The sequence below is a fragment of the Caballeronia sp. ATUFL_F2_KS9A genome, from assembly GCF_023630765.1.
GTDB classification, from domain to species: domain Bacteria; phylum Pseudomonadota; class Gammaproteobacteria; order Burkholderiales; family Burkholderiaceae; genus Caballeronia; species Caballeronia zhejiangensis.
On record NZ_JALQEK010000031.1, the window covers coordinates 137,086 to 161,844 of the forward strand.

Annotated in this window: 19 protein-coding genes and 1 pseudogene; 11 read left to right on the plus strand and 9 right to left on the minus strand. The window is 64.2% G+C overall.

What is annotated here, in order from left to right; translation table 11 throughout:
- Positions 1-4 precede the first annotated feature (4 nt).
- Genes NCS67_RS19500 through NCS67_RS19510 form a run of 3 tightly spaced genes read right to left on the minus strand, consistent with a single transcriptional unit; the run spans position 5 to position 4,598 of the window.
- Positions 5-601 (minus strand): chemotaxis protein CheB, encoded by a 597-nt coding sequence (locus NCS67_RS19500; RefSeq protein ID WP_008354293.1) that lies wholly within the window; start codon positions 599-601, stop codon positions 5-7.
- Between the two features lie 2 nt (positions 602-603).
- Entirely contained in the window at positions 604-1,449 is an 846-nt protein-coding gene (locus NCS67_RS19505) for a CheR family methyltransferase (RefSeq protein WP_008354292.1), read from the minus strand.
- On the minus strand, positions 1,446-4,598 hold the full coding sequence (locus NCS67_RS19510; protein WP_250436184.1) for a response regulator: 3,153 nt from the start codon (positions 4,596-4,598) through the stop codon (positions 1,446-1,448). Before NCS67_RS19510 ends, NCS67_RS19505 begins: the two co-directional genes overlap by 4 nt.
- Before the next feature lie 161 nt (positions 4,599-4,759).
- Here NCS67_RS19510 and hpnA point away from each other — a divergent pair, with 161 nt between their 5' ends.
- The 4 genes from hpnA (at position 4,760) to NCS67_RS19530 (ending at position 10,545) form a co-directional block, all read left to right on the plus strand.
- The gene (gene hpnA, locus NCS67_RS19515) at positions 4,760-5,767 is read left to right on the plus strand and encodes a hopanoid-associated sugar epimerase (protein WP_250436185.1); all 1,008 of its coding nucleotides are present in this window, start codon (positions 4,760-4,762) and stop codon (positions 5,765-5,767) included.
- 247 nt (positions 5,768-6,014) lie between these two features.
- The gene (locus NCS67_RS19520; RefSeq protein WP_008354288.1) at positions 6,015-8,261 is read left to right on the plus strand and encodes an NADP-dependent isocitrate dehydrogenase; all 2,247 of its coding nucleotides are present in this window, start codon (positions 6,015-6,017) and stop codon (positions 8,259-8,261) included.
- Between the two features lie 149 nt (positions 8,262-8,410).
- Positions 8,411-9,922 carry a tetratricopeptide repeat-containing glycosyltransferase family protein gene (locus NCS67_RS19525; protein ID WP_250436186.1) on the plus strand — a complete coding sequence of 504 codons (1,512 nt, stop codon included), beginning with the start codon at positions 8,411-8,413 and terminating at the stop codon, positions 9,920-9,922.
- A 104-nt stretch (positions 9,923-10,026) separates the two neighbouring features.
- Positions 10,027-10,545, plus strand: coding sequence for a hypothetical protein (locus tag NCS67_RS19530; protein WP_008354286.1), 519 nt, complete (start codon positions 10,027-10,029; stop codon positions 10,543-10,545).
- Between the two features lie 10 nt (positions 10,546-10,555).
- On the opposite strand, the gene NCS67_RS19535 is transcribed toward NCS67_RS19530, so the two are convergent.
- Positions 10,556-11,758: a glycosyltransferase gene (locus tag NCS67_RS19535; protein ID WP_250436187.1), complete on the minus strand. Its 1,203-nt coding sequence runs from the start codon at positions 11,756-11,758 to the stop codon at positions 10,556-10,558.
- 15 nt (positions 11,759-11,773) lie between these two features.
- Between NCS67_RS19535 and NCS67_RS19540 the strand changes: the two genes are divergently transcribed.
- The 3 genes from NCS67_RS19540 (at position 11,774) to hpnH (ending at position 14,319) form a co-directional block, all read left to right on the plus strand.
- A complete protein-coding gene (locus tag NCS67_RS19540) occupies positions 11,774-12,094 on the plus strand; it encodes a hypothetical protein (RefSeq protein ID WP_152563215.1) in 321 nt (106 codons plus the stop codon).
- Between the two features lie 94 nt (positions 12,095-12,188).
- Entirely contained in the window at positions 12,189-13,151 is a 963-nt protein-coding gene (gene ispH / locus NCS67_RS19545) for a 4-hydroxy-3-methylbut-2-enyl diphosphate reductase (RefSeq protein WP_250436188.1), read from the plus strand.
- A gap of 13 nt (positions 13,152-13,164) precedes the next feature.
- A complete protein-coding gene (gene hpnH / locus NCS67_RS19550; protein ID WP_008354282.1) occupies positions 13,165-14,319 on the plus strand; it encodes an adenosyl-hopene transferase HpnH in 1,155 nt (384 codons plus the stop codon).
- 66 nt (positions 14,320-14,385) lie between these two features.
- Here the strand turns inward: hpnH and NCS67_RS19555 are convergent.
- From NCS67_RS19555 to NCS67_RS19565, 3 genes and pseudogenes are all read right to left on the minus strand, one after another.
- Positions 14,386-14,544 (minus strand): annotated as a pseudogene (locus NCS67_RS19555) (PIN domain-containing protein); the annotation flags it as partial.
- A gap of 95 nt (positions 14,545-14,639) precedes the next feature.
- The gene (locus NCS67_RS19560; RefSeq protein WP_008354281.1) at positions 14,640-14,834 is read right to left on the minus strand and encodes a YbdD/YjiX family protein; all 195 of its coding nucleotides are present in this window, start codon (positions 14,832-14,834) and stop codon (positions 14,640-14,642) included.
- 11 nt (positions 14,835-14,845) lie between these two features.
- The gene (locus NCS67_RS19565) at positions 14,846-16,930 is read right to left on the minus strand and encodes a carbon starvation CstA family protein (RefSeq protein ID WP_250436189.1); all 2,085 of its coding nucleotides are present in this window, start codon (positions 16,928-16,930) and stop codon (positions 14,846-14,848) included.
- A 195-nt stretch (positions 16,931-17,125) separates the two neighbouring features.
- Between NCS67_RS19565 and NCS67_RS19570 the strand changes: the two genes are divergently transcribed.
- Both NCS67_RS19570 and NCS67_RS19575 read left to right on the plus strand, forming a co-directional pair.
- Positions 17,126-18,553, plus strand: coding sequence for a cache domain-containing protein (locus tag NCS67_RS19570; RefSeq protein ID WP_250436190.1), 1,428 nt, complete (start codon positions 17,126-17,128; stop codon positions 18,551-18,553).
- Positions 18,543-19,181: a response regulator gene (locus NCS67_RS19575; RefSeq protein WP_008354278.1), complete on the plus strand. Its 639-nt coding sequence runs from the start codon at positions 18,543-18,545 to the stop codon at positions 19,179-19,181. Before NCS67_RS19570 ends, NCS67_RS19575 begins: the two co-directional genes overlap by 11 nt.
- Positions 19,182-19,208: 27 nt before the next feature.
- Here NCS67_RS19575 and NCS67_RS19580 read toward each other — a convergent pair whose 3' ends face one another.
- The gene (locus NCS67_RS19580; protein ID WP_175982336.1) at positions 19,209-19,826 is read right to left on the minus strand and encodes an MlaC/ttg2D family ABC transporter substrate-binding protein; all 618 of its coding nucleotides are present in this window, start codon (positions 19,824-19,826) and stop codon (positions 19,209-19,211) included.
- A gap of 213 nt (positions 19,827-20,039) precedes the next feature.
- On the opposite strand from NCS67_RS19580, the gene hpnN reads away from it, so the two are divergent.
- Both hpnN and NCS67_RS19590 read left to right on the plus strand, forming a co-directional pair.
- Complete coding sequence (gene hpnN / locus NCS67_RS19585) at positions 20,040-22,700, plus strand: hopanoid transporter HpnN (protein WP_250436191.1); 2,661 nt, start codon at positions 20,040-20,042, stop codon at positions 22,698-22,700.
- Entirely contained in the window at positions 22,697-23,671 is a 975-nt protein-coding gene (locus tag NCS67_RS19590) for an MlaA family lipoprotein (protein WP_175982338.1), read from the plus strand. Before hpnN ends, NCS67_RS19590 begins: the two co-directional genes overlap by 4 nt.
- A gap of 44 nt (positions 23,672-23,715) precedes the next feature.
- Here NCS67_RS19590 and NCS67_RS19595 read toward each other — a convergent pair whose 3' ends face one another.
- Positions 23,716-24,174: an acyl-CoA thioesterase gene (locus NCS67_RS19595; protein WP_250436364.1), complete on the minus strand. Its 459-nt coding sequence runs from the start codon at positions 24,172-24,174 to the stop codon at positions 23,716-23,718.
- Positions 24,175-24,759 lie beyond the last annotated feature (585 nt).

A 24,759-nucleotide genomic window follows, 5' to 3' on the forward strand; every position in this document is an offset into this window, starting at 1 on the left:
CTTTTCATGGCTGCCGGCCGATGCATTGCGACAGCCGCAACGCCATTTCATCGAGCGTCAGTACTTCATTCACCGCGTCCTCAGCGATCGCCGCGAGCGGCATGGCCGGGGCCGAGGCCGTCTCCGGGTTCTGCGCCCAGCACGCGCCGCCCGCCTCGCGGATCGCGCGCGCGCCGCGGGCGCCGTCGTCGTTCGCGCCGGAGAGCACGATGCCGAGCAGACGTTCGCCATACGCATGCGCCGCCGATTCGAACAGCACGTCCACCGATGGCCGCGAGAAGCGCACCGGCGGATCGACCGACAGCGCGATCGCCGGCGCCGCGCCGCCTTCCGCCTCGACGAGCATGTGATATCCCGGCGGCGCGAAATACACGGTGCCGGGCGCGATCTCGTCCTTGTCGAACGGCTCTTCGACGGCCAGTTCGCAGCGCGACGCGAACAATCCCGGCAAGAGGCTCGGCTGTCCTTGCCGCACATGCACGACGATCAGCACGGGCAGCACGAACGTCTTCGGCAGCGCGGGCAACAGATGATTGAGCGCCTCGACGCCGCCCGCCGATGCGCCGATCACGACTGCTCCGATGCGATGCGCGTCGAACATCGTCACACCTTCTGGTAAAGCCGCTCGCGCGCATTGAAATCCGCGAAGCGGTCTGCATAGGTGGAAAAGCGCAGGCTTTCCTTGCTGCCGAGCCCGAGAAATCCGCGCCGCACGAGCGAATCGCTGAACAGACCGAGCGCGCGATCCTGCAACGCGCGATCGAAATAGATCAGCACATTGCGGCACGACACGAGATGCGCTTCGAGAAACACGCTGTCGGTCGCGAGACTGTGATCCGCGAACACGACGCGCGACTTGAGCGTCTGCGAGAACTTCGCCGCGCCGTACGCGGCGTGATAGTAGTCCGACAGCGAACGCTTGCCGCCCGCCGCCAGATAGTTCTGACTGAAGCTCGCCATGCGTTCCAGCGGATAGATGCCGCTCTCGGCCTGACGCAGCGCTTCGGCGTTGATGTCGGTCGCGTAGAACACGGTGCGATCTGCGATCTTCTCTTCGGCGAAGAGCACGGCGAGCGACCACAGCTCCTCGCCGGTGCTGCATCCCGCGACCCAGACCTTGATCGACGGATACGTCTGCAGAATCGGCACGACCTGCTCGCGAATCGCGCGAAAGTAGTGCGGATCGCGGAACATCTCGCTCACCTGCACCGTGAGGTACTGGAACAGCCGCGCGAACAGCGCCGGATCGCGCAGAATCCGCTCCTGCAAATGCGAGAGCGTCGGCAGGCCGAGATCGTTCACGGCTTGCGCGAGGCGTCTTCTCAGCGAACTCATCGAGTAATGCCGGAAGTCGTGCTGATAGCGCAGGTAGATCGCTTCCAGAATCAGCTTCAGTTCGATGTCGAACGTCGCTTCTTCGTCGTGACTGCCGTCGTTCGCCATGTTCATCGCTGCCGCAACCAAACCCGACATAAAGACACGAGCTTATCCACGTCGATGGGTTTCGATATGTAATCGTCCGCACCTGCCTCGAGACATTTCTCGCGATCGCTCGGCATCGCTTTCGCCGTCAGCGCGATGATCGGCAGACGCGCGTGCTCCGTGCGCTTGCGGATTTCGGTCATCGCGGTCAGGCCGTCCATTTCGGGCATCATGATGTCCATCAGCACGAGGTCGATATCGCTGCGGCGCGCGAGCGCTTCGAGCGCTTCGCGCCCGTTGCGCGCGATTTCGAGCGTGGCGCCGAGCGGCTCGATCACGCGCGACAGCGCGAAGATGTTGCGCACGTCGTCCTCGGCGAGCAGGATCGTGCGGCCTTCGAACACGTCGTCGCGCTGACGCGCCGCGCGCAGCATGCGCTGCTGCTCCGGCGGCAGCGCGCTTTCCACGCTATGCAGGAACAGCGTCACTTCGTCGAGCAGACGCTCCGGCGATTTCGCTCCCTTGATGATGATCGATTTCGAATAGCGGCGCAGGCGCTGCTCTTCTTCCTGCGACAGCAGGCGTCCCGTATAGACGATGACCGGCGGCGACGCGTGCCCGCCGCTCGTCGACACGCGTTCGAGCAGTTCGTAACCGGAGCCGTCGGGCAGCGCGAGATCCATCACGACGCAATCGAACGGCACGCGCTGCATCTCCTCGATGGCCTCCGCGATCGATCCTGCCTCGACGATGCCCACCGTGTCGCTCGCGAGCAGCGCGTGAATGCTCTGACGCAACGCCGGATCGTCCTCGACGACGAGCACGCGGCGCATGCCCTGCGACGAGCGCGCTTCGAGCTTGCGGATCGCGTGCGCCAGTTCTTCGCGCGCGCTCGGCTTCAGCGTGTAGCCGATCGCGCCGAGATGCAGCGCGACATCGGCGTGATCGGTCGCGGAGACGATGTGAATCGGAATGTGACGCGTGAGCGGATCGTGCTTGAGCCATTCGAGCACGGTGAGGCCCGACTGATCCGGAAGGCCGATATCGAGCAGAATGCCGTTCGGCTGCAGCGAACGCGCGAGCTCGACGCCTTGCGTGGCGGTCGCCGCGTGCACGCAGTCGAAATCGAGTTCGTGCGCGAGATCGTAGAGGATGCGCGCGAACGGCTGATCGTCCTCGATGACGAGAATCACGCGATCCGGACGCTTGCGGTCGGCGCGGTCGTCGGCGATGCCGAGCGGCTCCGGACTGACCATGGGCGCCGGCATCGGCTGTACCGGCGCAGGCGCAGGCGCTGGCGCAGGTGCAGGCGCGGGCGCGGGCGCGGCCATGGGCTGCGCTTCCCGCATGTGACCGATCGTATCGAGCTTCGCGGTGACGGTGCCTTCGTGCGCCGCGATCGGCAGCGTCACCGAAAACACGCTGCCCTGCCCAAGTTCGCTCGACACGGACACCGATCCGCCGAGCAGTCGCGAAAACTCGCGCGAAATCGACAATCCGAGGCCGCTGCCGCCGTATTTGCGGCTCGTGGTGCCGTCGGCTTGCTGGAACGCCTGGAAGATCATCTCTTGCTTGTCGCGCGCGATGCCGATGCCCGTGTCGCGCACATCGAAACGCAGCGCGTTGTCGCCGGCGCGCTCGACCGCGACCGTCACGCGGCCGCGCTCGGTGAACTTGAATGCGTTCGACAGCAGATTGCGCAGCACCTGCAAGAGCCGCTGGCTGTCGGTGACGAAGTATTGCGGCACGTTCTCGCCGTGCGCGGTGACGAATTCGACGCCCTTGTTCGCCGCGATGGGCGCGAACGATTGCTGCAACGTCTGCAGGATCGCATCGACGGATGTGTGCGCGAACTGCACGTCCATCTGTCCGGCCTCGACCTTGGACAAATCAAGAATGTCGTTGATGAGTGAAAGCAGATCGCTGTTCGACGAATGGATCGTCGCGGCGAAGCGCACCTGTTCCTCGGTCAGGTTGCCTTGCTTGTTGTCCTGCAAGAGTTTCGCGAGGATCAGCGAACTGTTGAGCGGCGTGCGCAGTTCGTGCGACATGTTCGCGAGGAACTCCGACTTGTACTGGCTCGCGCGCTCCATTTCCAGCGCGTTCGCGGTCAGTTCCTGCTGCGCCTGCATCAGCTCGGACTTTTGCCGCTCCAGATGTTGCGTGTGCTCTTCGAGCTGCACGTTGGTCTGTTCGAGCTCGGCCTGCTGCTGTTCGAGACGCGCCTGCGAATCCTGCAGCGCGCGGCCGCGCTCCTCCAGTTCCTCGTTCGACACGCGCAACTCTTCCTGCTGGACCTGCAATTCCTCGCTCTGGCGCTGCGTTTCTTCGAGCAGTTCGACGAGACGCGCGCGATACCGCGACGAACGCAGCGCCATGCCGATCGGTTCCGAGGCCATGTCGAGCAGCGCGCGGGTATCGTCGAAACGGCCTTCGTTGCCGACGAAGCCGAGTTCGATCGCGCCCACGACGTCGCCATCGGCGAGAAGCGGCGCGATCACGACGCGCGACGCCGCCGCCGATCCCAGCGCCGAACCGGCCTTCAGATAGTGCGCGGACGCGTCGCGCAATTCGAGCACGCGCGCCTCTTCGACTGCCTGTCCGACGAGTCCCTGGCCGCGCGGTATCCTCGCTGGCGCGCTGGCATCGTCCGGCAGCGCCCACGACGCGACCCGCACGAGCGCATCGCCTTCGAGCGCGTAGACGACGCCGACTTTTGCATTCACGTACGGAATGATCGAACGCAGGATGCTCACGCCGATCGAAGCCGGAGACTGCTCGCCGCGCAATTTCTGCGCGAGTTGCACGATGCCCTGTTGCAGCCAGGTCGTGCGTTGTACGGCGAGCCGCGATTTGATATACAGATGCGCCACCGCTGCGAGCGCGAGCATGACGACGATGCCCATTGCGCGGTTGATCTGCAGCACGTCGCGGCTCGTGTTCGGATCGGTGGCGGCGAGTGCGTATCCTGCGAGCGTCAGCACGGTCGAGACGCCCGCCGTGACGATCGGCACGGCGGGGCGGTCGGCCCAGACGCAGAGCACGACGGGCAGCACGTAGAACACCCAGATCGCGATGCGGATCGGCGTGAGCACGTCGATGCAGAACACCACGGCGAGCGTGATTGCGATTGCGAGGTAAATCCAGGCGCTTAGGTTTCGAGTGTCTTGAGGCATCGCTTACCGGTTGTGTCCATGTTTTGCGCGGTCCTCGCGGCCGCGGCAGGCGAGGACCATAGCATGAGCCGCAAGCCCTTGTCACATCGGGCTTTGCAGCCTTTTTTCGGCGCGGCAATCGTTACAATCGAGGCCGCGCGGACGTTTTCAACGAGGTAAGAATGACTGATTTTTCCGGCTCTCGCGTGCTCGTCACGGGTGCTTCGGGGTTCGTCGGTTCCGCGGTCGCGCGGCTCGCCATCGAACGCGGTTTCGACGTGCGCGTGCTCGTGCGCAAGACCAGCCCGCGCAAGAACGTCGAATCGCTGGACGCGGAGATCGTCGTCGGCGACATGCGCGACGAAGCGTCCATGCGCGCCGCGCTCAAGGGCTGCCGCTTCCTGTTTCACGTCGCCGCCGATTACCGCATCTGGGCGCCGGATCCGGCCGAAATCGAACGCGCGAATCTCGAAGGCACCGAAGCGACGATGCGCGCGGCGCTGGCCGAAGGTGTCGAGCGCATCGTTCATACCAGCAGCGTCGCGACGCTCAAGGTGACGAGCTCGGGCGCGATCGTCGACGAGACGAAGCCGTCGGATGCGCAGAGCACCATCGGCGCATACAAGCGCAGCAAGGTGCTCGCGGAGCGCGCGGTCGAGCGCATGGTCGCGCAGAACGCGCTGCCGGCGGTGATCGTGAATCCGTCGACGCCGATCGGCCCGCGCGACGTGCGCCCGACACCGACCGGGCGCATCATCGTCGAAGCGGCGACGGGCAAGATCCCCGCGTTCGTCGATACGGGCCTCAATCTCGTGCACGTCGACGATGTCGCGAACGGGCACTTTCTCGCGCTCGAACGCGGCAAGATCGGCGAGCGATATATCCTGGGCGGCGAGAATCTGCCCTTGCAGCAGATGTTGGCGGACATCGCCGGATTCGTCGGGCGCAAGCCGCCGACCATCAAGCTGCCGCGCGGGCCGCTTTATCCGCTCGCGATCGGCGCGGAGCTGTTCGCGAAAGTGAGCGGAAAGGAGCCGTTCGTGACCGTCGACGCGCTGCGCATGTCGAAGAACAAGATGTACTTCACGTCGGTGAAGGCGGAACGCGAGCTGGGCTACGCCGCGCGGCCGTACGCGCAAGGTCTGAAGGACGCGCTGGACTGGTTCCGGGAGAACGGGTATCTCGCTTGATGAAGCGCCAAATCATTCCGTGAAACGTTCCGGCCATCGCGACGCGGCCGGAAGACAGCAACTCTTGTATAAGACTCGAAAAAAATTAAGTCATTGAATTCGCAAGAAAAACGCCCGTTTTGGCCAATTTCGCAAGCCGAAATTCACACGCGCGCCCTGCAAAATCAGGCAGAATAGCGGTTTGTTGCCGGAGGGGTGACGAGGCCGGCGGTTTTTTCCAACCTGTTTTCGGATGTCGAGACAAGCGATGAGTAATCAGCAACCCACCATCATCTACACCCTGACCGACGAAGCTCCGCTGCTCGCGACCAGCGCCTTTCTGCCGATCATCCGTGCCTTCACCGCGCCGGCGGGCGTCAACGTCGAGACGAGCGACATCTCCGTCGCGGCCCGCATCCTCGGCGAATTCCCCGAATTCCTGACCGACGAGCAAAAGGTCCCCGACAACCTCGCGAAGCTCGGCGAACTCACGCAGGACGCCGACACCAACATCATCAAGCTGCCGAACATCAGCGCGTCGCTGCATCAGCTGACGAGCGCGATCAAGGAACTGCAAAGCAAGGGCTACAAGCTGCCCGACTATCCCGAAGAGCCGAAGAACGACGAAGAAAAGGCCATCCGCGCGCGCTATGGCAAGTGCCTCGGCTCGGCCGTGAACCCGGTGCTGCGCGAAGGCAACTCGGACCGCCGCGCGCCGCTCGCCGTGAAGAACTACGCGAAGAAGCATCCGCACAGCATGGGCGAGTGGAGCATGGCGTCGCGCACGCACGTCGCGCACATGAAACACGGCGACTTCTATCACGGCGAAAAGTCCATCACGAACGATAAAGCCCGCGAAGTGCGCATGGAACTCGTGACGAAGCGCGGCGAAACCATCGTGCTGAAGCCGAAGGTCAAGCTGCAGGAAGGCGAGATCGTCGACAGCATGTTCATGAGCAAGAAGGCGCTCGTCGAGTTCTACGAAGACCAGATGCAGGATGCGTTCGACACGGGCGTCATGCTGTCGCTGCACGTCAAGGCGACCATGATGAAGGTCTCGCACCCGATCGTCTTCGGCCACGCCGTGAAGGTGTTCTACAAGGACGCGTTCGCCAAGCACGGCAAGCTCTTCGAAGAGCTCGGCATCAACGTGAACAACGGTCTCGTCGATCTGTACACGAAGATCGAAGCACTGCCGGAATCGCAACGCGATGAAGTCATCCGCGACATGCACGCGTGCCACGAGAAGCGCCCGGCGCTCGCCATGGTCGATTCGGCCAAGGGCATCTCGAACCTGCACGCGCCGAACGACGTGATCGTCGACGCATCCATGCCCGCGATGATCCGCGCGGGCGGCAAGATGTGGGGCGCCGACGGCCGTCCGCAAGACACGAAGTGCCTGATTCCGGAAAGCACGTTCGCGCGCATCTATCAGGAAATCATCAACTTCTGCAAGACCAACGGCGCGTTCGATCCGAAGACGATGGGCACGGTGCCGAACGTCGGCCTGATGGCGCAAAAGGCGGAAGAGTACGGCTCGCACGACAAGACGTTCGAGATCGCGGAAGACGGCACCGCGCGCATCGTCGACAACGCGACGGGCGAAGTCCTCGAAGGGCTGACGCAGGAAGTCGAGAAGGGCGACATCTGGCGCATGTGCCTCGTGAAGGACGCGCCGATCCGCGACTGGGTGAAGCTCGCCGTCACGCGCGTGAAGAACTCGGGCACGCCGGCCGTGTTCTGGCTCGACCCGTATCGTCCGCACGAAGCCGAACTCATCAAGAAGGTCGAGACGTACCTGAAGGATTACGACACGACCGGTCTCGACATCCAGATCATGTCGCAAGTGCGCGCGATGCGTTACACGCTCGAACGCGTGATCCGCGGCATGGACACGATCTCGGTCACGGGCAACATCCTGCGCGATTACCTCACCGACCTGTTCCCGATCATGGAACTCGGCACGAGCGCGAAGATGCTTTCCATCGTTCCGCTGATGGCGGGCGGCGGCCTGTACGAAACGGGCGCGGGCGGCTCGGCGCCGAAGCATGTTCAGCAGCTCGTGCAGGAAAACCATCTGCGCTGGGACTCGCTCGGCGAATTCCTCGCGCTGGCGGTGTCGCTGGAAGAGCTCGGCATCAAGAACGACAACGCGCGTGCGAAGCTCGTCGCGAAGGCGCTCGATTCGGCCACCGGCAAGCTGCTCGACAACAACAAGAGCCCGTCGCCGAAGACCGGCCAGCTCGACAATCGCGGCAGCCAGTTCTATCTCGCGATGTACTGGGCGCAGGAACTCGCGTCGCAGTCGGAAGACAAGGCGCTCGCCGAGCAGTTCGCGCCGCTCGCAAAGACGCTGGCCGAGAACGAGCAGAAGATCGTCGATGAACTCGCCGCCGTGCAGGGCAATGCGGTGGATATCGGCGGCTACTACAAGCCGGACGAGAAGAAGCTCGAAGCCGTGATGCGTCCGAGCAAGACGTTCAATGCCGCGCTCGAACAGGTGCGCGCGAAGTAAGTTGGGCTGAAGCGCGTTCGTTCGCGCTTCGGTGAAGAAACCGGCATCGCCTTCGGGCATGCCGGTTTTTTTTGCGCGCGCCGCATCCAACGATCTTTACAGACGCCGGTTCGCCTCTGCATACACTGTCCGCCCCGACAGGAAACCTCATGCAGAACGATCTCATCCAGCGCGCCAGTCGAGCTTATGCGGAGCACGCGTTTGGCATCGCCGTCGAATTGGCCGATGAAGCCATCGCCGAGAATCCGCGCAACGCCGATGCGCTTCATCTGCGCGGCCTGATCGCGCTGGCGCTGCGCAAGCCGGAAGACGCGCGAACGTGGCTCGCACGCGCCATCGAACTTTCCGCGCATCCGGGCTTTTGCAACTCGCTTTGCGTGACGCAGATGCACCTGCGCGATTTCCCGGCCGCGGCGCAAAGCGCGCGCCTCGGACTGCGCATCGCCGATGAGCGCTTTCCGGATTACGGCGACATCGCCCTGCTTTGGTTCAACCTCGGACTTGCGCTGCAACTCGACGAGCAGATGGAAGCGGCGGCGCAGAGTTATCGGCGAGCGCTCGGGCATCGGCCGGATCACGCGGCATCGCATAACAATCTGGGCGCGGTACTCAACCGTCTGGGCGATCTCGACACGGCAATCGAGCATACGAAAGCCGCCATCGCGCTCGATCCGGACAACCTCGAAGCGCACAGCAATCTCGGCCATGCGCTGCTCGCGGCGGGACGCTACGACGAAGCGTGGCCGCATTTCGAGCACCGTTGGGCAAGCTTTCAGACGGACGGTCAGACGCTCGGCGCACGCGCGCCCGAGTTGCCGATTCCGCTCTGGCGCGGCGGCGCGCTTCCCGCCGGCGCGAGCCTGCTCGTGCTGCACGAACAAGGCTTCGGCGATGCGCTGCAATTCTGCCGCTACCTGCCGATGGCGCTGGAACGCTTCGCGCGCGTCGGCTATGTCTGTCCGGCGCCGCTGCGGCGGCTCTTCGAAGAATCGCTGTGCGCGCGCTGGCCGAACATCGTTCTCGTCGACGGAGACGCCGTCGATCTGTCCGTGTGGACGCACCATTGCCCGCTGATGTCCTTGCCGATGTGTTTCGGCACGCGCATCGGCAATATTCCCGCGCCGACGCCCTATCTGCGCGCCGATCCCCAACGCGCGCGTTTCTGGGCGGAACGAATCGGCGAGCGCTCGATGCCGGCGGTCGGTCTCGTCTGGGCGGGCGGCCACACGCATTCGCGCGGCGACAAACGGCGCAGCATCGCGCCGGAAACGCTCGCGCCGCTGCTCTCGTATCGCGGCGTGCGATGGATCAGCCTGCAAAAGGCCGAGCACGCCGACAAGCAACTGCCGCCCGCGTTCGCCGGCCAGATCGCCGACTGGATGGACCGCGTCGGCGACTTCGCGGACACGGCCGCGCTCATCGACGGACTCGATCTCGTGATCGCGGTCGATACGTCGGTCGCGCATCTCGCCGCCGCGATGGGCAAGCGCGTCTGGCTGCTGAATCGCTTCGCGGGCTGCTGGCGGTGGCTGCGCGATCGCGACGACACGCCGTGGTATCCGGACATGCGCCTCTTCACGCAGACGAAGCGCGGCGACTGGACCGACGTGCTGACGCGCGTGCGCGCCGAACTCGAAAACCTCGGCGAGCGCGTCGTCTGACACACGGTTGCGTGCATTTCGTTACAAGGTGTGGCGGTATCGGAGAAGTCCAGCGGGTAGAATCGGGGCCTCACTGCTAGCACGCACGTTACAGACACACTCGCATGAATCTACAAGACCAGCTCGGCGCGCTGGAGTCGAGCCTCGATACGCTCCTTCAGACCGCTGCCGCATCTGCGCGCTCATCCGCCGGCTCGCCTGCCGCTCCGCCCGCCGTATCGGACGAACCGCCCGCTTTGCGCGATGTGCGCGAACCGGTCGATGCCGACGCGCCCGCCGAACCGCCCGCGCTGAACGAGCCCCCGACGCTCGTCGTGTCGCGCCCGGAGCGCGATGCGGTCGAAATGACGATCGCGGGCAAGACGGTGAAGCTGAGCCCGGAAGGTGTGTCGGAACTGATCGAGGAATTGTCGAACGTGCGCGCGTCGATGTCGCCGGATCAGCCTGCGGGCATTGCACCGGGATGGCGCTTCGCCGCCACGAAGAATCCCGTCATGGCGACCCAGAAATACGCGAACGGCGACCGCCTGCTGGTCTTACGCCACGCCGGGCACGGCTGGGTGCCGTTCACGTTCTCGCCGAACATGGTCATCGAGCTGTATGCCATGTTGACGAAGAAGTGAGAAGCCGCGTTTACGAACCTTCCTGCGTCGGCGCCTGCACGCGCGCCTTCCATTGCCCGCCCTTCCCGCTCCAGTACCGCACGGCCGAGCCGATCGTCGCGCTGACGTAGAACAACGCGACGAGCGGCAGGAGCGGCGCCCACAACAGCGATCTGCGGTAGTAGCGCAGCATCGGACCATAGGCGATGCACATCAGCGCCCACGCGGCGCATGCGGGCCACGCGCTCGCGCCGTATGCCAGCGCGAGCACCGGCGGCGCGAGATAGATCACCGCCATACCGAGCACGGTGCCGGCAAGCAGCAGAGGCGAATAGCGCAATTGCGTGAACGCCGTGCGCGCGATCATGTTCCAGATGTCCCGCCAGCTATCGTACGGACGCAGCGATGCACTGCGCTCGGCGAGATCGAGGCGGATCGGGCGCGCGTCGTTGCGGCCCGCGCGATGCTTGATGCGCGCGGCGAGACTGCAATCGTCGATCAGTTCCTGCCGGATCGATTCGATCCCGCCCGCCTCCACGAGCGCCGAACGGCGCACCAGCATGCAGCCGCCTGCCGCGCCGGCGGTCGCCTTCTTCGCGTCGTTGACCCATTCGAACGGATAAAGCTTCGCGAAGAAGAAGACGAACGCCGGAATCAGCGCCTTTTCCCAAAGGGAATCGCAGCGCAGACGGACCATCAGCGAGACCAGATCGCGGTCTTCGAGAATCGTGCGCGCGACGAGTTGCGTGGCGGCATCGGCCGGATGGTGGATGTCCGCGTCCGTGAGCAGCAGGAATTCCGCCGGCAGGCCGAGCTTGTCGATCGCGCCGATGCCCTGCGACTGCGCCCACACCTTGCCCGACCAGCCCGGCGGCAGCGGCTGCGCGGTCAGGATCGTCAGACGGTCTTCGAGGCCGAGATCGCGGGCGGCGGCGAGCGCGACGTTCGCGGTGCCGTCGGTGCTGTGGTCATCGACGACGATCACATGGAACGCGCCCGCATAGTCCTGCTTGAGCAGCGAGCCGACCGCGCGGCCGATGACGTCGGCTTCGTTGCGCGCAGGCACGACGGCGACGAGCGCGGGCCATGCGCCGCGGCGCGCGATCTCGGCGTTGCCGACAGCGTGGATCGTCGTATCGGATAGCGCCGGCGCGGGTTGCGCGCGCCAGAATCCGCCGCGGGCGAACAGCAGCACGATCCAGATCAAGAAAGACAGCCAGGCGATCAATAGCATGAGTAAACGATTAGCTTGAAAACAGTGGCGCAGCCGATGGCGCGATCGACCCGGCGTTGCGCGAAAAATACACCAGGGAAACAGCGCGGCGAGCCGCTCCGCGAGGCCGCGCGGCAAGGGCGCGTGGCGCGGATCTCGACGCCATGCGGTCCGAAGCGTCCGACAGTTTACTGGGTTCTCAAAATCGCCGTATTTGCGTGCGCGGAAGCGCGTCGCGAAGTGAAGCGGGCATTGAGCACCCAAAAAGGGAACGCGTTAGAATACGCGGTCAACTTCGGCGCGCAGACCGACCCCACCGTGTCTTTTTTTCCGGTCTGCTTTCCCCGGCCTTCCTGACGCTTCCGAGCGTCGTTCGTGGCCAGGTCTTCGGGAAAGTGCGAGCTTCGCGCCGGCTAACCCGAGACCCGCGCCAGTCGGAGTTCGTTCGAATATGCGTATCATCCTTGCTCAACCCCGCGGCTTTTGTGCGGGCGTGGTCCGTGCGATCGAAATCGTCGATCGGGCCCTCGAACGGCATGGCGCACCGGTTTATGTGCGTCACGAGATCGTTCATAACCGTCATGTGGTCGACAACCTGCGCAGCAAGGGCGCAAAGTTCGTCGAAGAACTCGATGAAGTGCCGCACGGCGCGGTCGCGATTTTCAGCGCGCACGGCGTCGCGCAGAGCGTCGAGAAAGATGCGCGGACGCGCGGGCTCGACGTGCTCGACGCGACCTGCCCGCTCGTCACCAAGGTTCATGTGCAGGGCCGCCAGTATGTATCGCAGGGGCGCACGCTCATTCTGATCGGCCATGCGGGTCATCCGGAAGTCGAAGGCACGATCGGGCAGATTCCCGGCGTCGTCGTGCTGGTGCAGAGCGAAGCCGAAGTCGCGACAATGACGCTCGCGCCCGATACGCCCGTCGCCTATGTCACGCAGACGACGCTTTCCGTGGACGACACGCGCGGCATCATCGATGCCCTGCAGCGCCGCTTCACGGATATCGTCGGCCCGGACACGCGCGACATCTGCTACGCGACTCAGAATCGCCAGGCCGCCGTGCGCGAGCTGAGCACGCAAGTCGATGTGCTGCTCGTGGTCGGCGCCACCAACAGTTCCAATTCGAACCGCCTGCGGGAAATCGGCGCCGAGAGCGGCGTTCCGAGCTATCTCGTCGCGGACGGTTCGGAGATCAAGCCGGAATGGTTTGCCGACGTGCAAGCGGTCGGCATCACCGCGGGCGCTTCGGCGCCCGAGGAAATGGTCAAACATGTGATCGATGCCCTGCGCGCGTTCGGACACGTCGAAGTCACGACGATGAACGGCCGCGAGGAAAAGGTCGAATTCAAACTCCCCGCGAAGCTCACTCAGCCGGTCGCCGCCGTTGCGGCAGCCGCGGTTCGCGAAGAATAAGGAGAGGACACAATTGTCTATCCCGATGCTCCAGAAGGCCCGCGTTGGCGCCTATATCTTCAAGCAACACCTGACGGGCACCAAGCGTTACCCGCTCGCGCTGATGCTGGAACCGCTGTTCCGCTGCAATCTCGCCTGTAACGGCTGCGGCAAGATCGACTATCCGGATCCGATCCTGAACCAGCGTCTGTCGCTGCAGGAATGCCTCGAAGCCGTCGACGAATGCGGCGCGCCGGTCGTGTCGATCGCGGGCGGCGAGCCGCTGCTGCACAAGGAAATGCCGCAGATCGTGAAGGGCATCATGGCGCGCAAGAAGTTCGTGTATCTCTGCACGAACGCGCTCCTGATGGAAAAGAAGATGGACGATTACGAGCCGAGCCCGTACTTCGTCTGGTCCGTGCACCTCGACGGCGATCGCGAGGCGCACGATCACTCGGTTTCGCAGCCGGGCACGTACGACAAGGCTGTCGCGGCCATCAAGGAAGCGAAGCGCCGCGGGTTCCGCGTGAACATCAACTGCACGCTGTTCAACGATGCGGAGCCGGAACGCGTCGCGAAGTTCTTCGACACGCTCGGTCCGATCGGCGTGGACGGCATCACGGTTTCGCCGGGCTATGCCTACGAGCGCGCGCCGGATCAGCAGCACTTCCTGAATCGCGAAAAGACGAAGAACCTGTTCCGCGAAATCTTCAAGCGCGGCAACAACGGCAAGAACTGGTCGTTCAGCCAGTCGACGCTGTTCCTCGATTTCCTCGCGGGCAACCAGACGTATCAATGCACGCCGTGGGGCAACCCGGCGCGCACGGTGTTCGGCTGGCAGAAGCCGTGCTATCTGGTCGGCGAAGGTTACGTGAAGACCTTCAAGGAACTGATGGAAACCACCGACTGGGACAAGTACGGCACGGGCAAGTACGAGAAGTGCGCGGACTGCATGGTCCACTGCGGCTTCGAGGCGACCGCCGTGATGGACACGGTGGCGCATCCGCTGAAGGCCGCGAAGATCGCGCTGTCGGGCCCGCGCACGACGGGCGCGTTCGCGAAGGATCTGCCGATCGACAAGCAGCGTCCGGCCGAGTACGTGTTCTCGAAGCACGTCGAGATCAAGCTGGAAGAGATCGGCCGCGCGCAGAAGAACAAGGGCGCGAAGACGGCGGCGGCGGTGAATTGAGCTTCGGTTGAACGGAGCGTGGAAAGGGCGAATGGCTTGGGTCATTCGCCCTTTTTGTTTTCTCTGCTACCAGATCGTCCTGACGTGTTCGTACCTTCGAATCTGCCGGTCCTTGGTCACCAGCGGAGCGGATAGCGAACGCGCCGTCGCGACTATCATGCGGTCGGCTGGATCGCTATGGAACTCACCGGGAAGCTTGGCCGACGCAAGCGCGATATGACGGTCGATGGGTGCGGACATCGCACCTCGCGCAGCGCCCAAAAAAAACGCGACGGCTCTCACCGTCGCGTTATCTTCAATCACCACCCAGCAGCATCAACTCAGCAGCACTTCCCCGCTCCCGACCCGTACCTCGCCTCCTGCCGCTCGCGGAAGAACTCCGCGTAGCTCATCACCGGCTTGTCGGGATGCGTCGTCTGCATGTGCGTGACATACGCGTCGTAATCGGGCATCCCGACCATCAGACGCATCGTCTGGCCGAGATACCGTCCTGCCTGCCGAAGATCGCTGAACATCGCTCGACTCCTTAGTGGCTCGCGCGCACCGCGGTGGAAGCGCCGGAAGGCATCGCTTCGAACGGCGTTTCGCGCACGGTCGGCTTCGTTTCGCGACGCGCCCGCAGCACGGCCAGCACGCCATATACCGCGATGCTCAACACCACGAAGATGAACAGGCCGGCAAGCGCCGCATCGACGTAATCGTTGAAGATGATGCGCTGCATTTCCGCGAGCGACTTCGCCGGCGCCATCACCTTGCCCGCGTCGTAGGCGTCCTTCAGCTTGCCGGCGTGCGCGAGGAAGCCGACCTTCGGATTCGCATCGAAAATCTTCTGCCAGCCGGCCGTCAACGTGCAGATGAGCAGCCACGCAGTCGGCACGAGCGTGACCCACGCATAGCGTTCGCGCTTCATCTTGAACAGCACCACGGTGCCGAGCATCAGCGCGATGCCCGCGAGCATCTGATTCGAGATGCCGAAGAGCGGCCACAGCGTGTTGATGCCGCCGAACGGATCGACCACGCCCTGATACAGGAAGTAGCCCCACGCGGCGACGCACAGGCCCGTCGCGACGAGGTTGGCCGGCAGCGATTCCGTGCGGCGCAGCGCCGGGTGGAATGTGCCGAGCAAGTCTTGCAGCATGAAGCGGCCGGCGCGCGTGCCCGCATCGACGGCGGTGAGGATGAACAGCGCCTCGAACAGAATGGCGAAGTGATACCAGAACGCCATCATCGCCGGGCCGCCGATCACCTGATGAAGAATGTGCGCCATGCCGACCGCGAGCGTCGGCGCGCCGCCGGCACGCGCGACGATGGTCGTCTCGCCGACCGCCTTCGCCGTCGACGTCAGCATGTCGGGCGTCAGCACGAAGCCCCAGCCCGAGACGGTCTGCGCGACCGCTTCGGGCGTCGAGCCGAGCAGCGCGGCCGGGCTGTTCATCGCGAAGTAGACGCCCGGTTCGATCACGCACGCGGCGACGAGCGCCATGATCGCGACGAACGATTCCATCAGCATCGCGCCGTAGCCGATGAAGCGCATGTTGACTTCGTTGTCGATCATCTTGGGCGTCGTGCCCGACGAGATCAGCGCATGGAAGCCCGACACCGCGCCGCATGCGATCGTGATGAAGAGGAACGGGAACAGATTGCCCGACCACACGGGACCCGTGCCATCGACGAACTTCGTGAAGGCCGGCATCTTCAGTTCGGGCGCGACGATGAGAATCCCGATCGCGAGGCCGAGGATCGTGCCGATCTTGAGGAACGTCGACAGATAATCGCGCGGCGCGAGCAGCAGCCATACCGGCAGCACCGACGCCACGAAACCGTAGCCGATCAGAATCCACACGAGCTGCACGCCGGTGAACGTGAAGTACGGCGCGAGCGTCGCGGATTCGGCGACTTGTCCGCCGTACACGATCGCGAGCATCAGACCGACGAAGCCGATGATGGAAACCTCGCCGATGCGTCCCGGGCGAATGTAGCGCGTATAGACACCCATGAAGAGCGCGATCGGAATCGTCGCGGCAACCGTGAACGTGCCCCACGGCGAATTCGTCAGCGCCTTCACGACGATCAGCGCGAGCACCGCGAGAATGATCACCATGATGAGGAACGCGCCGAACAGCGCGATCACGCCGGGCACGGTGCCGAGTTCCATCTTGATGAGATCGCCGAGCGAGCGGCCATCGCGGCGCGTCGAGATGAACAGGACGACGAAGTCCTGCACCGCGCCCGCGAACACCACGCCCGCGAGAATCCACAGCATGCCGGGCGTGTAGCCCATCTGCGCCGCCAGCACCGGGCCGACGAGCGGACCCGCGCCCGCGATCGCCGCGAAGTGATGGCCGAACAGCACGTACTTGTTGGTCGGCACGTAGTCGAGACCGTCGTTGTGACGAACGGCCGGCGTCATGCGCAGGCCGTCGAGCTGCAGCACTTTCGTCGCGATGAAGCGTGAGTAGAAGCGGTAAGCGATGAGATAGACGCAGACCGCCGCGATGACGATCCATAGTGCGCTGATCCGCTCGCCGTGCGCGAGCGCGATGGTGCCGAATGCGAACGCGCCCAGTAGCGCGAGCGCGATCCAGACCAGGAATCCGGAAGCCCGATTCATGGCGTCTCCTTAGTTATTGACCCTTCCGGGCCGATGATTGCGCCGTGATAGCGCATTGGGCGGTAGTATTCGCTTTCGCCCGGGCGCTTACAAGCGCATAACTACTTATGCGCGCTACGTGGCTTCACGTAGCGGAAAACCCTGTGTTTCCAGCAAGCGGCGCGCCGCGGCTTCGAATGTGAACACCCTGTATCGATGAATCTCAAGGCAAAGATCTTCCTGCTCGCGATCGTGCCGTTCGCGCTTGCGATCGGCGGCATCACCTACGGCGTGCGCCAGCAGGCGCAAGCGCTCGCAGCAGCGCAGCACGACACGACGCAGGCCGCGTACCTGTCGAGCAAGGAGATCGAACTGCGCCATTACGTCGAGATTGCGACGAGCGCGATCGCGCCTTATTACGACGCACCCGCCGACGATCCGCGCAGCGACGACGAACGCCGCCGCCTCGCGCTCGACGCGCTTCAACGTCTCGACTTCGGGCAGGACGGCTACTTTTTCGTCTACACGATGCGCGGCACGTCGCTGATGCATCCGCGCCAGCCGGATCTCGTCGGACGCGATCTCTGGCTCATGCGCGATCCGAACGGCGCGCTGACCATCCAGGAGCTGATTCAACAGGCGTCGAAAGGCGGCGGCTATGTGCGCTACGTGTGGCGGCGTCCGTCGACCGGACTGATCGCGCCGAAGCTCGGCTATGTCGTGCCGCTCGAACGCTGGGGCTGGATGATGGGCACGGGCATCTATCTGGAAGATGTCGAGACGACGCTCGCGCGCATCGATTCGCAGGCAGCCGGGAATATCCGCCGCACGCTCATGTGGATCGGCGCGATCGCGCTTTTCGGGCTCGCGATCATCGCGGTGTGCGGCGCGGTGCTCAACATCAGCGAGCACCGCAGCGCGGACGCGAAGTTGAAGCGCCTCGCGCGGCAAGTCGTCGATTCGCAGGAACAGGAACGCGCGCGGCTATCGCGCGAATTGCACGACGGCATCAGCCAGATGCTCGTCTCCGTGAAGCTGCTCCTCGAATCGGCGCTGGCGCGTTTCGAACGGAGCGCGGCGCGCGAACCGACCGCCGAAGCCGCGCTCGCGACGAGCCTCGGACGCCTTTCCGGCACGCTGCGCGAAGTGCGCCGCATCTCGCACGCGCTGCGTCCCGCGATGCTCGACGATCTCGGCCTCGCCGCCGCGCTCGAACAGCTCGCGCGCGAATTCGACGGACAGGACGGCCCCGAAGTGCGCTTCGAAGCGACCGCCGAGGGCAAGCCTTGTGCACCGCAACGCGCGACGCTGCCCGATCCCGTCAATACCGTGCTCTTCCGCATCGCGCAGGAAGCGCTGACCAACGTCGCGCGGCACGCGCAGGCTTCGCGCGCGGCGGTCACGCTCGATATCGCGACGCACGCCGTCACGCTCGACATCACCGACAACGGCCGGGGCTTCGACGCGCACGACGCGTTTTCCGATCCGGCGAGCGGCATCGGCCTGCGCAACATGCGCGAGCGGCTCGACACGCTCGGCGGCACGCTCGCGATCGACTCGCAGCCGGGCCGCACGTCGATCGTGGCGCGCGTACCGCTGCCGCTCGCCGCACCGAATCTTCAAGGACATACCGATGAGCGCTGAAATCGCCCGCATCATTCTGGTCGACGACCATCCGCTCGTGCGCGACGGCTTGCGCGCGCGGCTCGACTCCGTGCCGCATCTGCGCGTGATCGGCGAGGCCGGCAACGCGAAGGAAGCGCTCGCGCTCGCCGCCGACGAAGCGAATCCGCCCGATCTCGCGCTAATGGACGTCGGCATGGCCGGCATGAGCGGAATCGAACTCGCGGCGCTGTTCCACGAGCGGCATCCGGGTATCCGCGTGCTGATGCTGTCGATGCACGACAACGTGGAATACGTGAAGCAGGCGGTGCGCGCGGGCGCAAGCGGCTACGTGCTGAAGGATTCGCCCGCCGCCGAGATCATTCAGGCGATCGGCGCGGTGCTCGCCGGCAAGACGTTTTTCAGTGCCGGGCTGGCCGCGCGCATGATCCAGGCACAGTCGATGCAGACGCCGCTCGAACGCCTGACGCCGCGCGAACTCGACATTCTGGATGCGCTCGCGGAAGGCTTATCGAGCAAGCAGATTGCGCAGCAGCATGGGCTGTCGGTGCGGACGGTGGAAACGCATCGACAGAACATGAAGCGCAAACTGGATATCGACGGACAGGCCGAACTCATCAAATTCGCGGTGGAGCACCGCCGCACCTGAAGCCCGGCCCGGCCCGACAGAGAGCGATCAGCCCGCGGAACGGGCGTTATGCTCGGAAAGGAACTTGATGAGACCGTCGACGCCGCCCTTTTGCAGCTGACCGACGAATTGTTGCTGATAGACCTGGATGAGCCATGCGCCCATCATGTCGATGTCGTAGATTTTCCAGCCCTGCGGTGTCTTCTGCAGGCGATAGCGCACCGGATTGTCGCCGCCCGTGGAAATGACATGTGATTCGACGACGGTGTCCTTCGCGTTGGCGTCGACGTTGGGCGCGTCGAACTTGAAGGTCACGTCCTGATCGCGGAGCTGCGCGAGCGATGCCGCGTAGGTGCGGACCAGCAGCGTCTGGAACTGGTCGTAAAGCTGCTTCTGCTGCTCGGGCGTGGCGGTCGCCCACGCCTTGCCGACCGCGATGCGCGTCGTGCGCTGGAAGTCGGTGGCGGGCAGGAAACGCGTCTCGACGAGTTGCGTGATCTTCGCCATGTCGCCGCCGCGCGCCTGCGGGTCGGCCTTCATGGCCTTGACCGTGCCTTCGACGGCATTCTTGACGACGGCATCGGGACTCGTTTGTGCGAATGCCTCGCCTGTGAAAGACATCGAGGCAAGGAGGAAAGCGAAGCAAATAGACAGATAGCGTTTCATGGCACCCGTTCTCTAATCAGGTTTGGTGGCGCGGGTAGTGCGGCCTTCGGACGTTGCAGGAGCGGCCAGGCGGCTGCGAGTCAGTATATCGACACCTTGCCAGCGTAACAGTTCAAGGACGGACCGTTCAGTGCGCCCGGTATACTTGCGCAGCATCATGCGATTCACGCGCTCGCGCGCGCAAAAATAACAGGCACTCCAGGTAACGTCTTCATGCTGACGTCCAACATTACTCGCTTCGTCACCCTCGCCATTCGCCGGCCGGCGTGGATTATCGCCGTTTCGCTGCTGCTCGGCGTGCTGTCCACGATTTATGTCGTCCATCACTTCAAGATCAGCACCGACGTCAGCCAGCTGATCGAGACGGAGCCGGAGTGGGCCGCGCGCAGCAAGGCCATCGAGGAAGCGTTTCCGCAGCGCGGCGCGGCATTGCTGATCGTCGTTCAGGCGCCCGCGCAGGAATTCGCCGATGCCGCCGCAAGCGCGCTCGCCGCCGCGCTCGCGAAAGAGCCGGAGCGCTTCAGGTCGGTGTCGCAACCGGCGGGCGGCGAGTTCTTCGAGCACAACGGACTGCTTTATCTCCCGACGGAGAAGGTCGAGCAGGTCACGAAACAGCTCGTGCAGGCGCGTCCGCTCATCAATACGCTCGCGCACGACCCGACGCTCACCGGCCTCGCGCAGACGCTCAACACCACGCTCAACCTGCCGCTGACGCTCGGACAGGTCAATCTCGGCCAGATGGCCGGCTTGCTCGGCAAGAGCGCGACCGTGCTCGATCGCGTGCTGGCGAATCAGCCGGCGGCGTTCTCGTGGCGCGGCCTCGCGGATTCATCGCCGAACGATGCGCCCGGGCGCGCGTTTGTCACCGTGTTGCCGGAGTTGAACTTCAACGCGCTGAAGGCGGCGGCGGGCACCTCGGAAGAGATTCGCGCGAAGGCGGCGGAACTCGGCATCGACAAGAAGTACGGCGCGACGCTGCATCTGACGGGCGCGCAGCCGCTCGCCGACGAAGAGTTCGCGTCCGTGCAGGACGGCGCCGTGCTCAACGGCGTGCTGACCTTCCTCGTCGTGCTGATGATCCTCTGGGTCGCGCTGCGTTCGAAGCGCATGATCCTCGCGGTGTTCATCACGCTTTTCGTCGGGCTCGCGATCACGGCGGCGCTCGGACTCATGATGGTCCACGCGCTCAACATGATCTCGGTCGCGTTCATGGTGCTCTTCGTCGGACTCGGCGTGGACTTCGGCATCCAGTTCGGCGTGAAGTATCGCGAAGAGCGCTACAAGCACAAGCGGCTCGATGTGTCGCTGGCGGAAACCGCGCGCCATGTCGCGGTGCCGCTCACGCTCGCCGCCGCCGCGACCGCCGCGAGCTTCTTCTCGTTTCTGCCGACCGCGTATCGCGGCGTGTCGGAGCTGGGGCTGATCGCGGGCGTCGGCATGTTCGTCGCGTATGCCACCAACATGACGCTGCTGCCCGCGCTCATCAAGGTGTTCGCGCCGCCGGGCGAAGCGCAATCGCCGGGCTTTCCGATTCTTGCGCCCGTCGACGAGTTCCTCGACAGGCATCGCAAGCCGGTGCTGATCGGCACGCTCGTCATCGTGATCGGCGCGCTGCCGCTGCTCTTCAATCTGCGATTCGACTTCAATCCGCTGCATCTGAAGGATCCGCACACCGAGTCGATGGCGACGCTCATCTCGCTGCAGGACTCGCCGGAAGGCGCGGTGAACGACGTCGCCGTGCTCGCGCCCTCGCTCGCCGATGCGGATGCCATCGCCGCGAAGCTGAAGAAGCTGCCGGAAGTCGGCAGCGCCACGACGCTCTCGTCGCTCATTCCCGGCGATCAGCCGAAGAAGCTCGAACTGATCGAGGCCGCCGCCGATCAGCTTTTGCCCGCGCTCGACCAGCAGACGGCCTCGCCCGTGACGGACGCCGTGCGCGTGGCGGCGTTGAAGCGCGTATCGAGCCAGCTTTCGCTCGCCGCCGACGAGCATCCCGGTCCGGGCGATAAGGAAGCGAAGCATCTGTCCGAAACGCTCGCGAAGCTGGCGCAAGCCGACGCCGCGACGCGCGATCGCGCCGAGCATGCGATGGCCGAGCCGCTGCGTATCGCGCTCGCGCAATTGCGCGCGCTGTTCACGCCGGCGGAGATCACGCGCGAAACGTTGCCGCCGCACATGGTCGCGTCGTTCGTGACGCCGAACGGCCAGGCGCTCGTCGATGTCGCGCCGAAGATTCCGCCTGGCGTCGATCCCAACGACGACGCGCTGCTCGCGCACTTCGCCGATGCCGTGCAGAAAGCCGAGCCGAACGCGATCGGCGGGCCGATCTCCGTGCGTCATTCGGCGGAAACGATCATCAAGGCGTTCGAGCAGGCGGCGCTCTATTCGCTGATCGCGATCGCGGTGCTGCTGTGGATCGCGCTGCGCCGTTTTGGCGACGTTCTGAGAACTTTGGTACCGTTGCTCGTTTCCGCGATCGTCACGCTGGAATTGTGCGTCGTCTTCAGGATGCCGCTCAACTTCGCGAACATCATCGCGTTGCCGCTGATGCTGGGCGTCGGCGTCGCCTTCAAGATCTATTTCGTGATGGCGTGGCGTTCCGGCCAGACCCGGCTGCTTCAGTCCAGTCTCACGCATGCCGTTATGTTCAGTGCGGCCACGACCGCGACCGCATTCGGCAGCCTGTGGTTTTCCCATCATCCGGGCACGTCCAGCATGGGACGGCTGCTGGCGCTGTCGCTCTTTTGCACGCTGATCGGCGCGGTGGTCTTTCAGCCGGTATTGATGGGCAAGCCGCGCAAGGTGCGCGCGGCGGCGCGCGCGAAGCTCAGGGCGGCGCAACGACATGACAACCTAAGAGGAATTGAAGAATGAAGTCGGGATCGACGGCTTTGACCGCTCGTGCTGTGCGTAAATTGGGCTTGAGTCTCGCGATTGTGGGCGCGCTCGCGACGACGGGATGCGCGACCGGCCCGGATCGCAATCCGAAGGATCCGCTCGAACCGATGAACCGCAAGATCTTCACGTTCAACGACACGCTCGATACCTATGTCGCCAAGCCGGTCGCGCAGTTCTACGTCGATTACACGCCGAGCCCGTTCCGCACGGCCGTCAGCAACTTCTTCTCGAATCTCGGCGATTTCTCCAACTTCGCGAACAACCTGCTGCAGTTGAAGATCACCGATGCGACGCAAGATCTGATGCGTATCGCGATGAACTCGGTATTCGGCATCGGCGGTCTGATCGATATCGCATCGCCGGCGGGTCTGCCGAAGCATCATCAGGATTTCGGGCTGACGCTCGGGCACTACGGCATGCCATCGGGACCGTATTTGGTGCTGCCGCTGCTCGGCCCGAGCTCGTTCCGCGACTCGACGACGTGGCTCGTCGACTGGCGCGTGAATCCGTTGAGCTATTCCGATGCGGAGATTCGCTGGCCGCTCTTCGGCCTGAACTTCGTGAGCGCGCGGGCCGACCTGATCGGCGCGACCGATCTGCTTTCCGCTGCCGCCCTCGACAAATACGCGTTCGTGCGCGACGCGTATACGCAGCGGCGTCAGTATCTGCTGACGGGCGGCGGCGCGAGCTCGCTGCCCGACTACGGCGACGAAGGCGCATCGGCGCCCGAAGGCGCGAGCGCGCCGGGCGAAACCGGCGGCGGCAGCACGGAGCAAGGCTTGCCGACGTATGTGGATCCGGGCGCGGCGGCATCGCCGGCCGGTGGCGTCGGCGGGAAATCGCCTGCGCCGGAAGAGAACGCGCCGAAGACTCAGCCGTCGCCGAGTTCGAGCAAGGCGCAGGGATTGCCGCAGTACGACGATCCCGCAGCGCAGCCTGCGAAGTGACGAGCTCGTAAAACGAAACGGGCGCTTCGGCGCCCGTTTTCTCTTTAATGTGCGGCTTCTTCCGCGACTTCTTCGAGCAAGTCGTCGCCCGACACTTTCGGCGCTTCGACGACGCCCTGATCGCGGCGATAGGCTTCGAACAATTCATCCGCGTAGCGAATTTGCGTCCGGCCGTGCGGCGAGGGCTCGCCCTGTTCGTTCAGATTGACGAACACCATCTTCTCGACGGTCAGAATGCTTTTTCGCGTGATCTTGTTGCGCACTTCGGCGCGCAGTGTGATCGACGTGCGGCCGAATTGCGTCGCGGTGATGCCGAGTTCGATGATGTCGCCCTGCCGCGCCGAGCTCACGAAGTTGATTTCCGACATGAACTTGGTCACGACGCGCTGATTGCCCAGCTGCGAGATGGCGTAGATCGCGGCTTCTTCGTCGATCCAGCGCAACAGGCTGCCGCCGAAGAGCGCCTCGTCTTCCAGACTACCATTATCGTCAAAGGAGCCTATATTTGAGGGAGGGCTCCAGCATTCGCGGCAAGGTTGGCACCATTGCGAAAAGCGTTGACGATTCACGTTGATGAAATGGACACGCGATAGGGGCGGATAAGTGGCCGTGCCCCCAACGCTGAACGCGATACGGCCGTCGCTCTTGGCGCCCCAAAGCCGTTGCTTTTGTTCGTAATATTAATACGAATGTGCGTAGCGACTGGCCCGCCGTTCAATGCGCCTGGGACCTCATGATGGGAATCTTCGAGCGGACTGAAGTTGGGTATAGAGGCTGGTTCAGGGACGGCTCTGGCGTCGCTTACTGGCGCGCACTGGGACCCATATTCGACAACGGTCCCGCCGCTTTAGAGTTTCTTGAGGCTTTAGATCCCTTTATGACTAGGAGTGACTGCCATTCGACTCGCGAGTACGTCCTAATGTCCCTACGGAAGCTTACGCTCTCCCGAACAAACCGATGCCTCTATGGTGTCACGAACGCCGACGATCCGGTCGGTAATGTCCGGCGCGCGGACCGGACGAACGGTCCCTTCCCGGGCCGACAGAAGAATACCAAGTCAATCGCTGGTCGCCGGCAAACCGGCATTC

Bases quoted from the DNA above. Each gene is read 5' to 3' on its own strand.
- NCS67_RS19565 (WP_250436189.1), bottom strand. From the start codon at position 16,930: ATGAATCGGGCTTCCGGATTCCTGGTCTGGATCGCGCTCGCGCTACTG.
- NCS67_RS19505 (WP_008354292.1), bottom strand. From the start codon at position 1,449: ATGAACATGGCGAACGACGGCAGTCACGACGAAGAAGCGACGTTCGAC.
- NCS67_RS19560 (WP_008354281.1), bottom strand. From the start codon at position 14,834: ATGTTCAGCGATCTTCGGCAGGCAGGACGGTATCTCGGCCAGACGATG.
- NCS67_RS19530 (WP_008354286.1), top strand. From the start codon at position 10,027: ATGAATCTACAAGACCAGCTCGGCGCGCTGGAGTCGAGCCTCGATACG.
- NCS67_RS19570 (WP_250436190.1), top strand. From the start codon at position 17,126: ATGAATCTCAAGGCAAAGATCTTCCTGCTCGCGATCGTGCCGTTCGCG.
- hpnA (WP_250436185.1), top strand. From the start codon at position 4,760: ATGACTGATTTTTCCGGCTCTCGCGTGCTCGTCACGGGTGCTTCGGGG.
- hpnN (WP_250436191.1), top strand. From the start codon at position 20,040: ATGCTGACGTCCAACATTACTCGCTTCGTCACCCTCGCCATTCGCCGG.
- ispH (WP_250436188.1), top strand. From the start codon at position 12,189: ATGCGTATCATCCTTGCTCAACCCCGCGGCTTTTGTGCGGGCGTGGTC.
- NCS67_RS19535 (WP_250436187.1), bottom strand. From the start codon at position 11,758: ATGCTATTGATCGCCTGGCTGTCTTTCTTGATCTGGATCGTGCTGCTG.
- NCS67_RS19590 (WP_175982338.1), top strand. From the start codon at position 22,697: ATGAAGTCGGGATCGACGGCTTTGACCGCTCGTGCTGTGCGTAAATTG.
- NCS67_RS19575 (WP_008354278.1), top strand. From the start codon at position 18,543: ATGAGCGCTGAAATCGCCCGCATCATTCTGGTCGACGACCATCCGCTC.
- NCS67_RS19580 (WP_175982336.1), bottom strand. From the start codon at position 19,826: ATGAAACGCTATCTGTCTATTTGCTTCGCTTTCCTCCTTGCCTCGATG.
- NCS67_RS19520 (WP_008354288.1), top strand. From the start codon at position 6,015: ATGAGTAATCAGCAACCCACCATCATCTACACCCTGACCGACGAAGCT.
- NCS67_RS19510 (WP_250436184.1), bottom strand. From the start codon at position 4,598: ATGCCTCAAGACACTCGAAACCTAAGCGCCTGGATTTACCTCGCAATC.
- NCS67_RS19525 (WP_250436186.1), top strand. From the start codon at position 8,411: ATGCAGAACGATCTCATCCAGCGCGCCAGTCGAGCTTATGCGGAGCAC.
- NCS67_RS19500 (WP_008354293.1), bottom strand. From the start codon at position 601: ATGTTCGACGCGCATCGCATCGGAGCAGTCGTGATCGGCGCATCGGCG.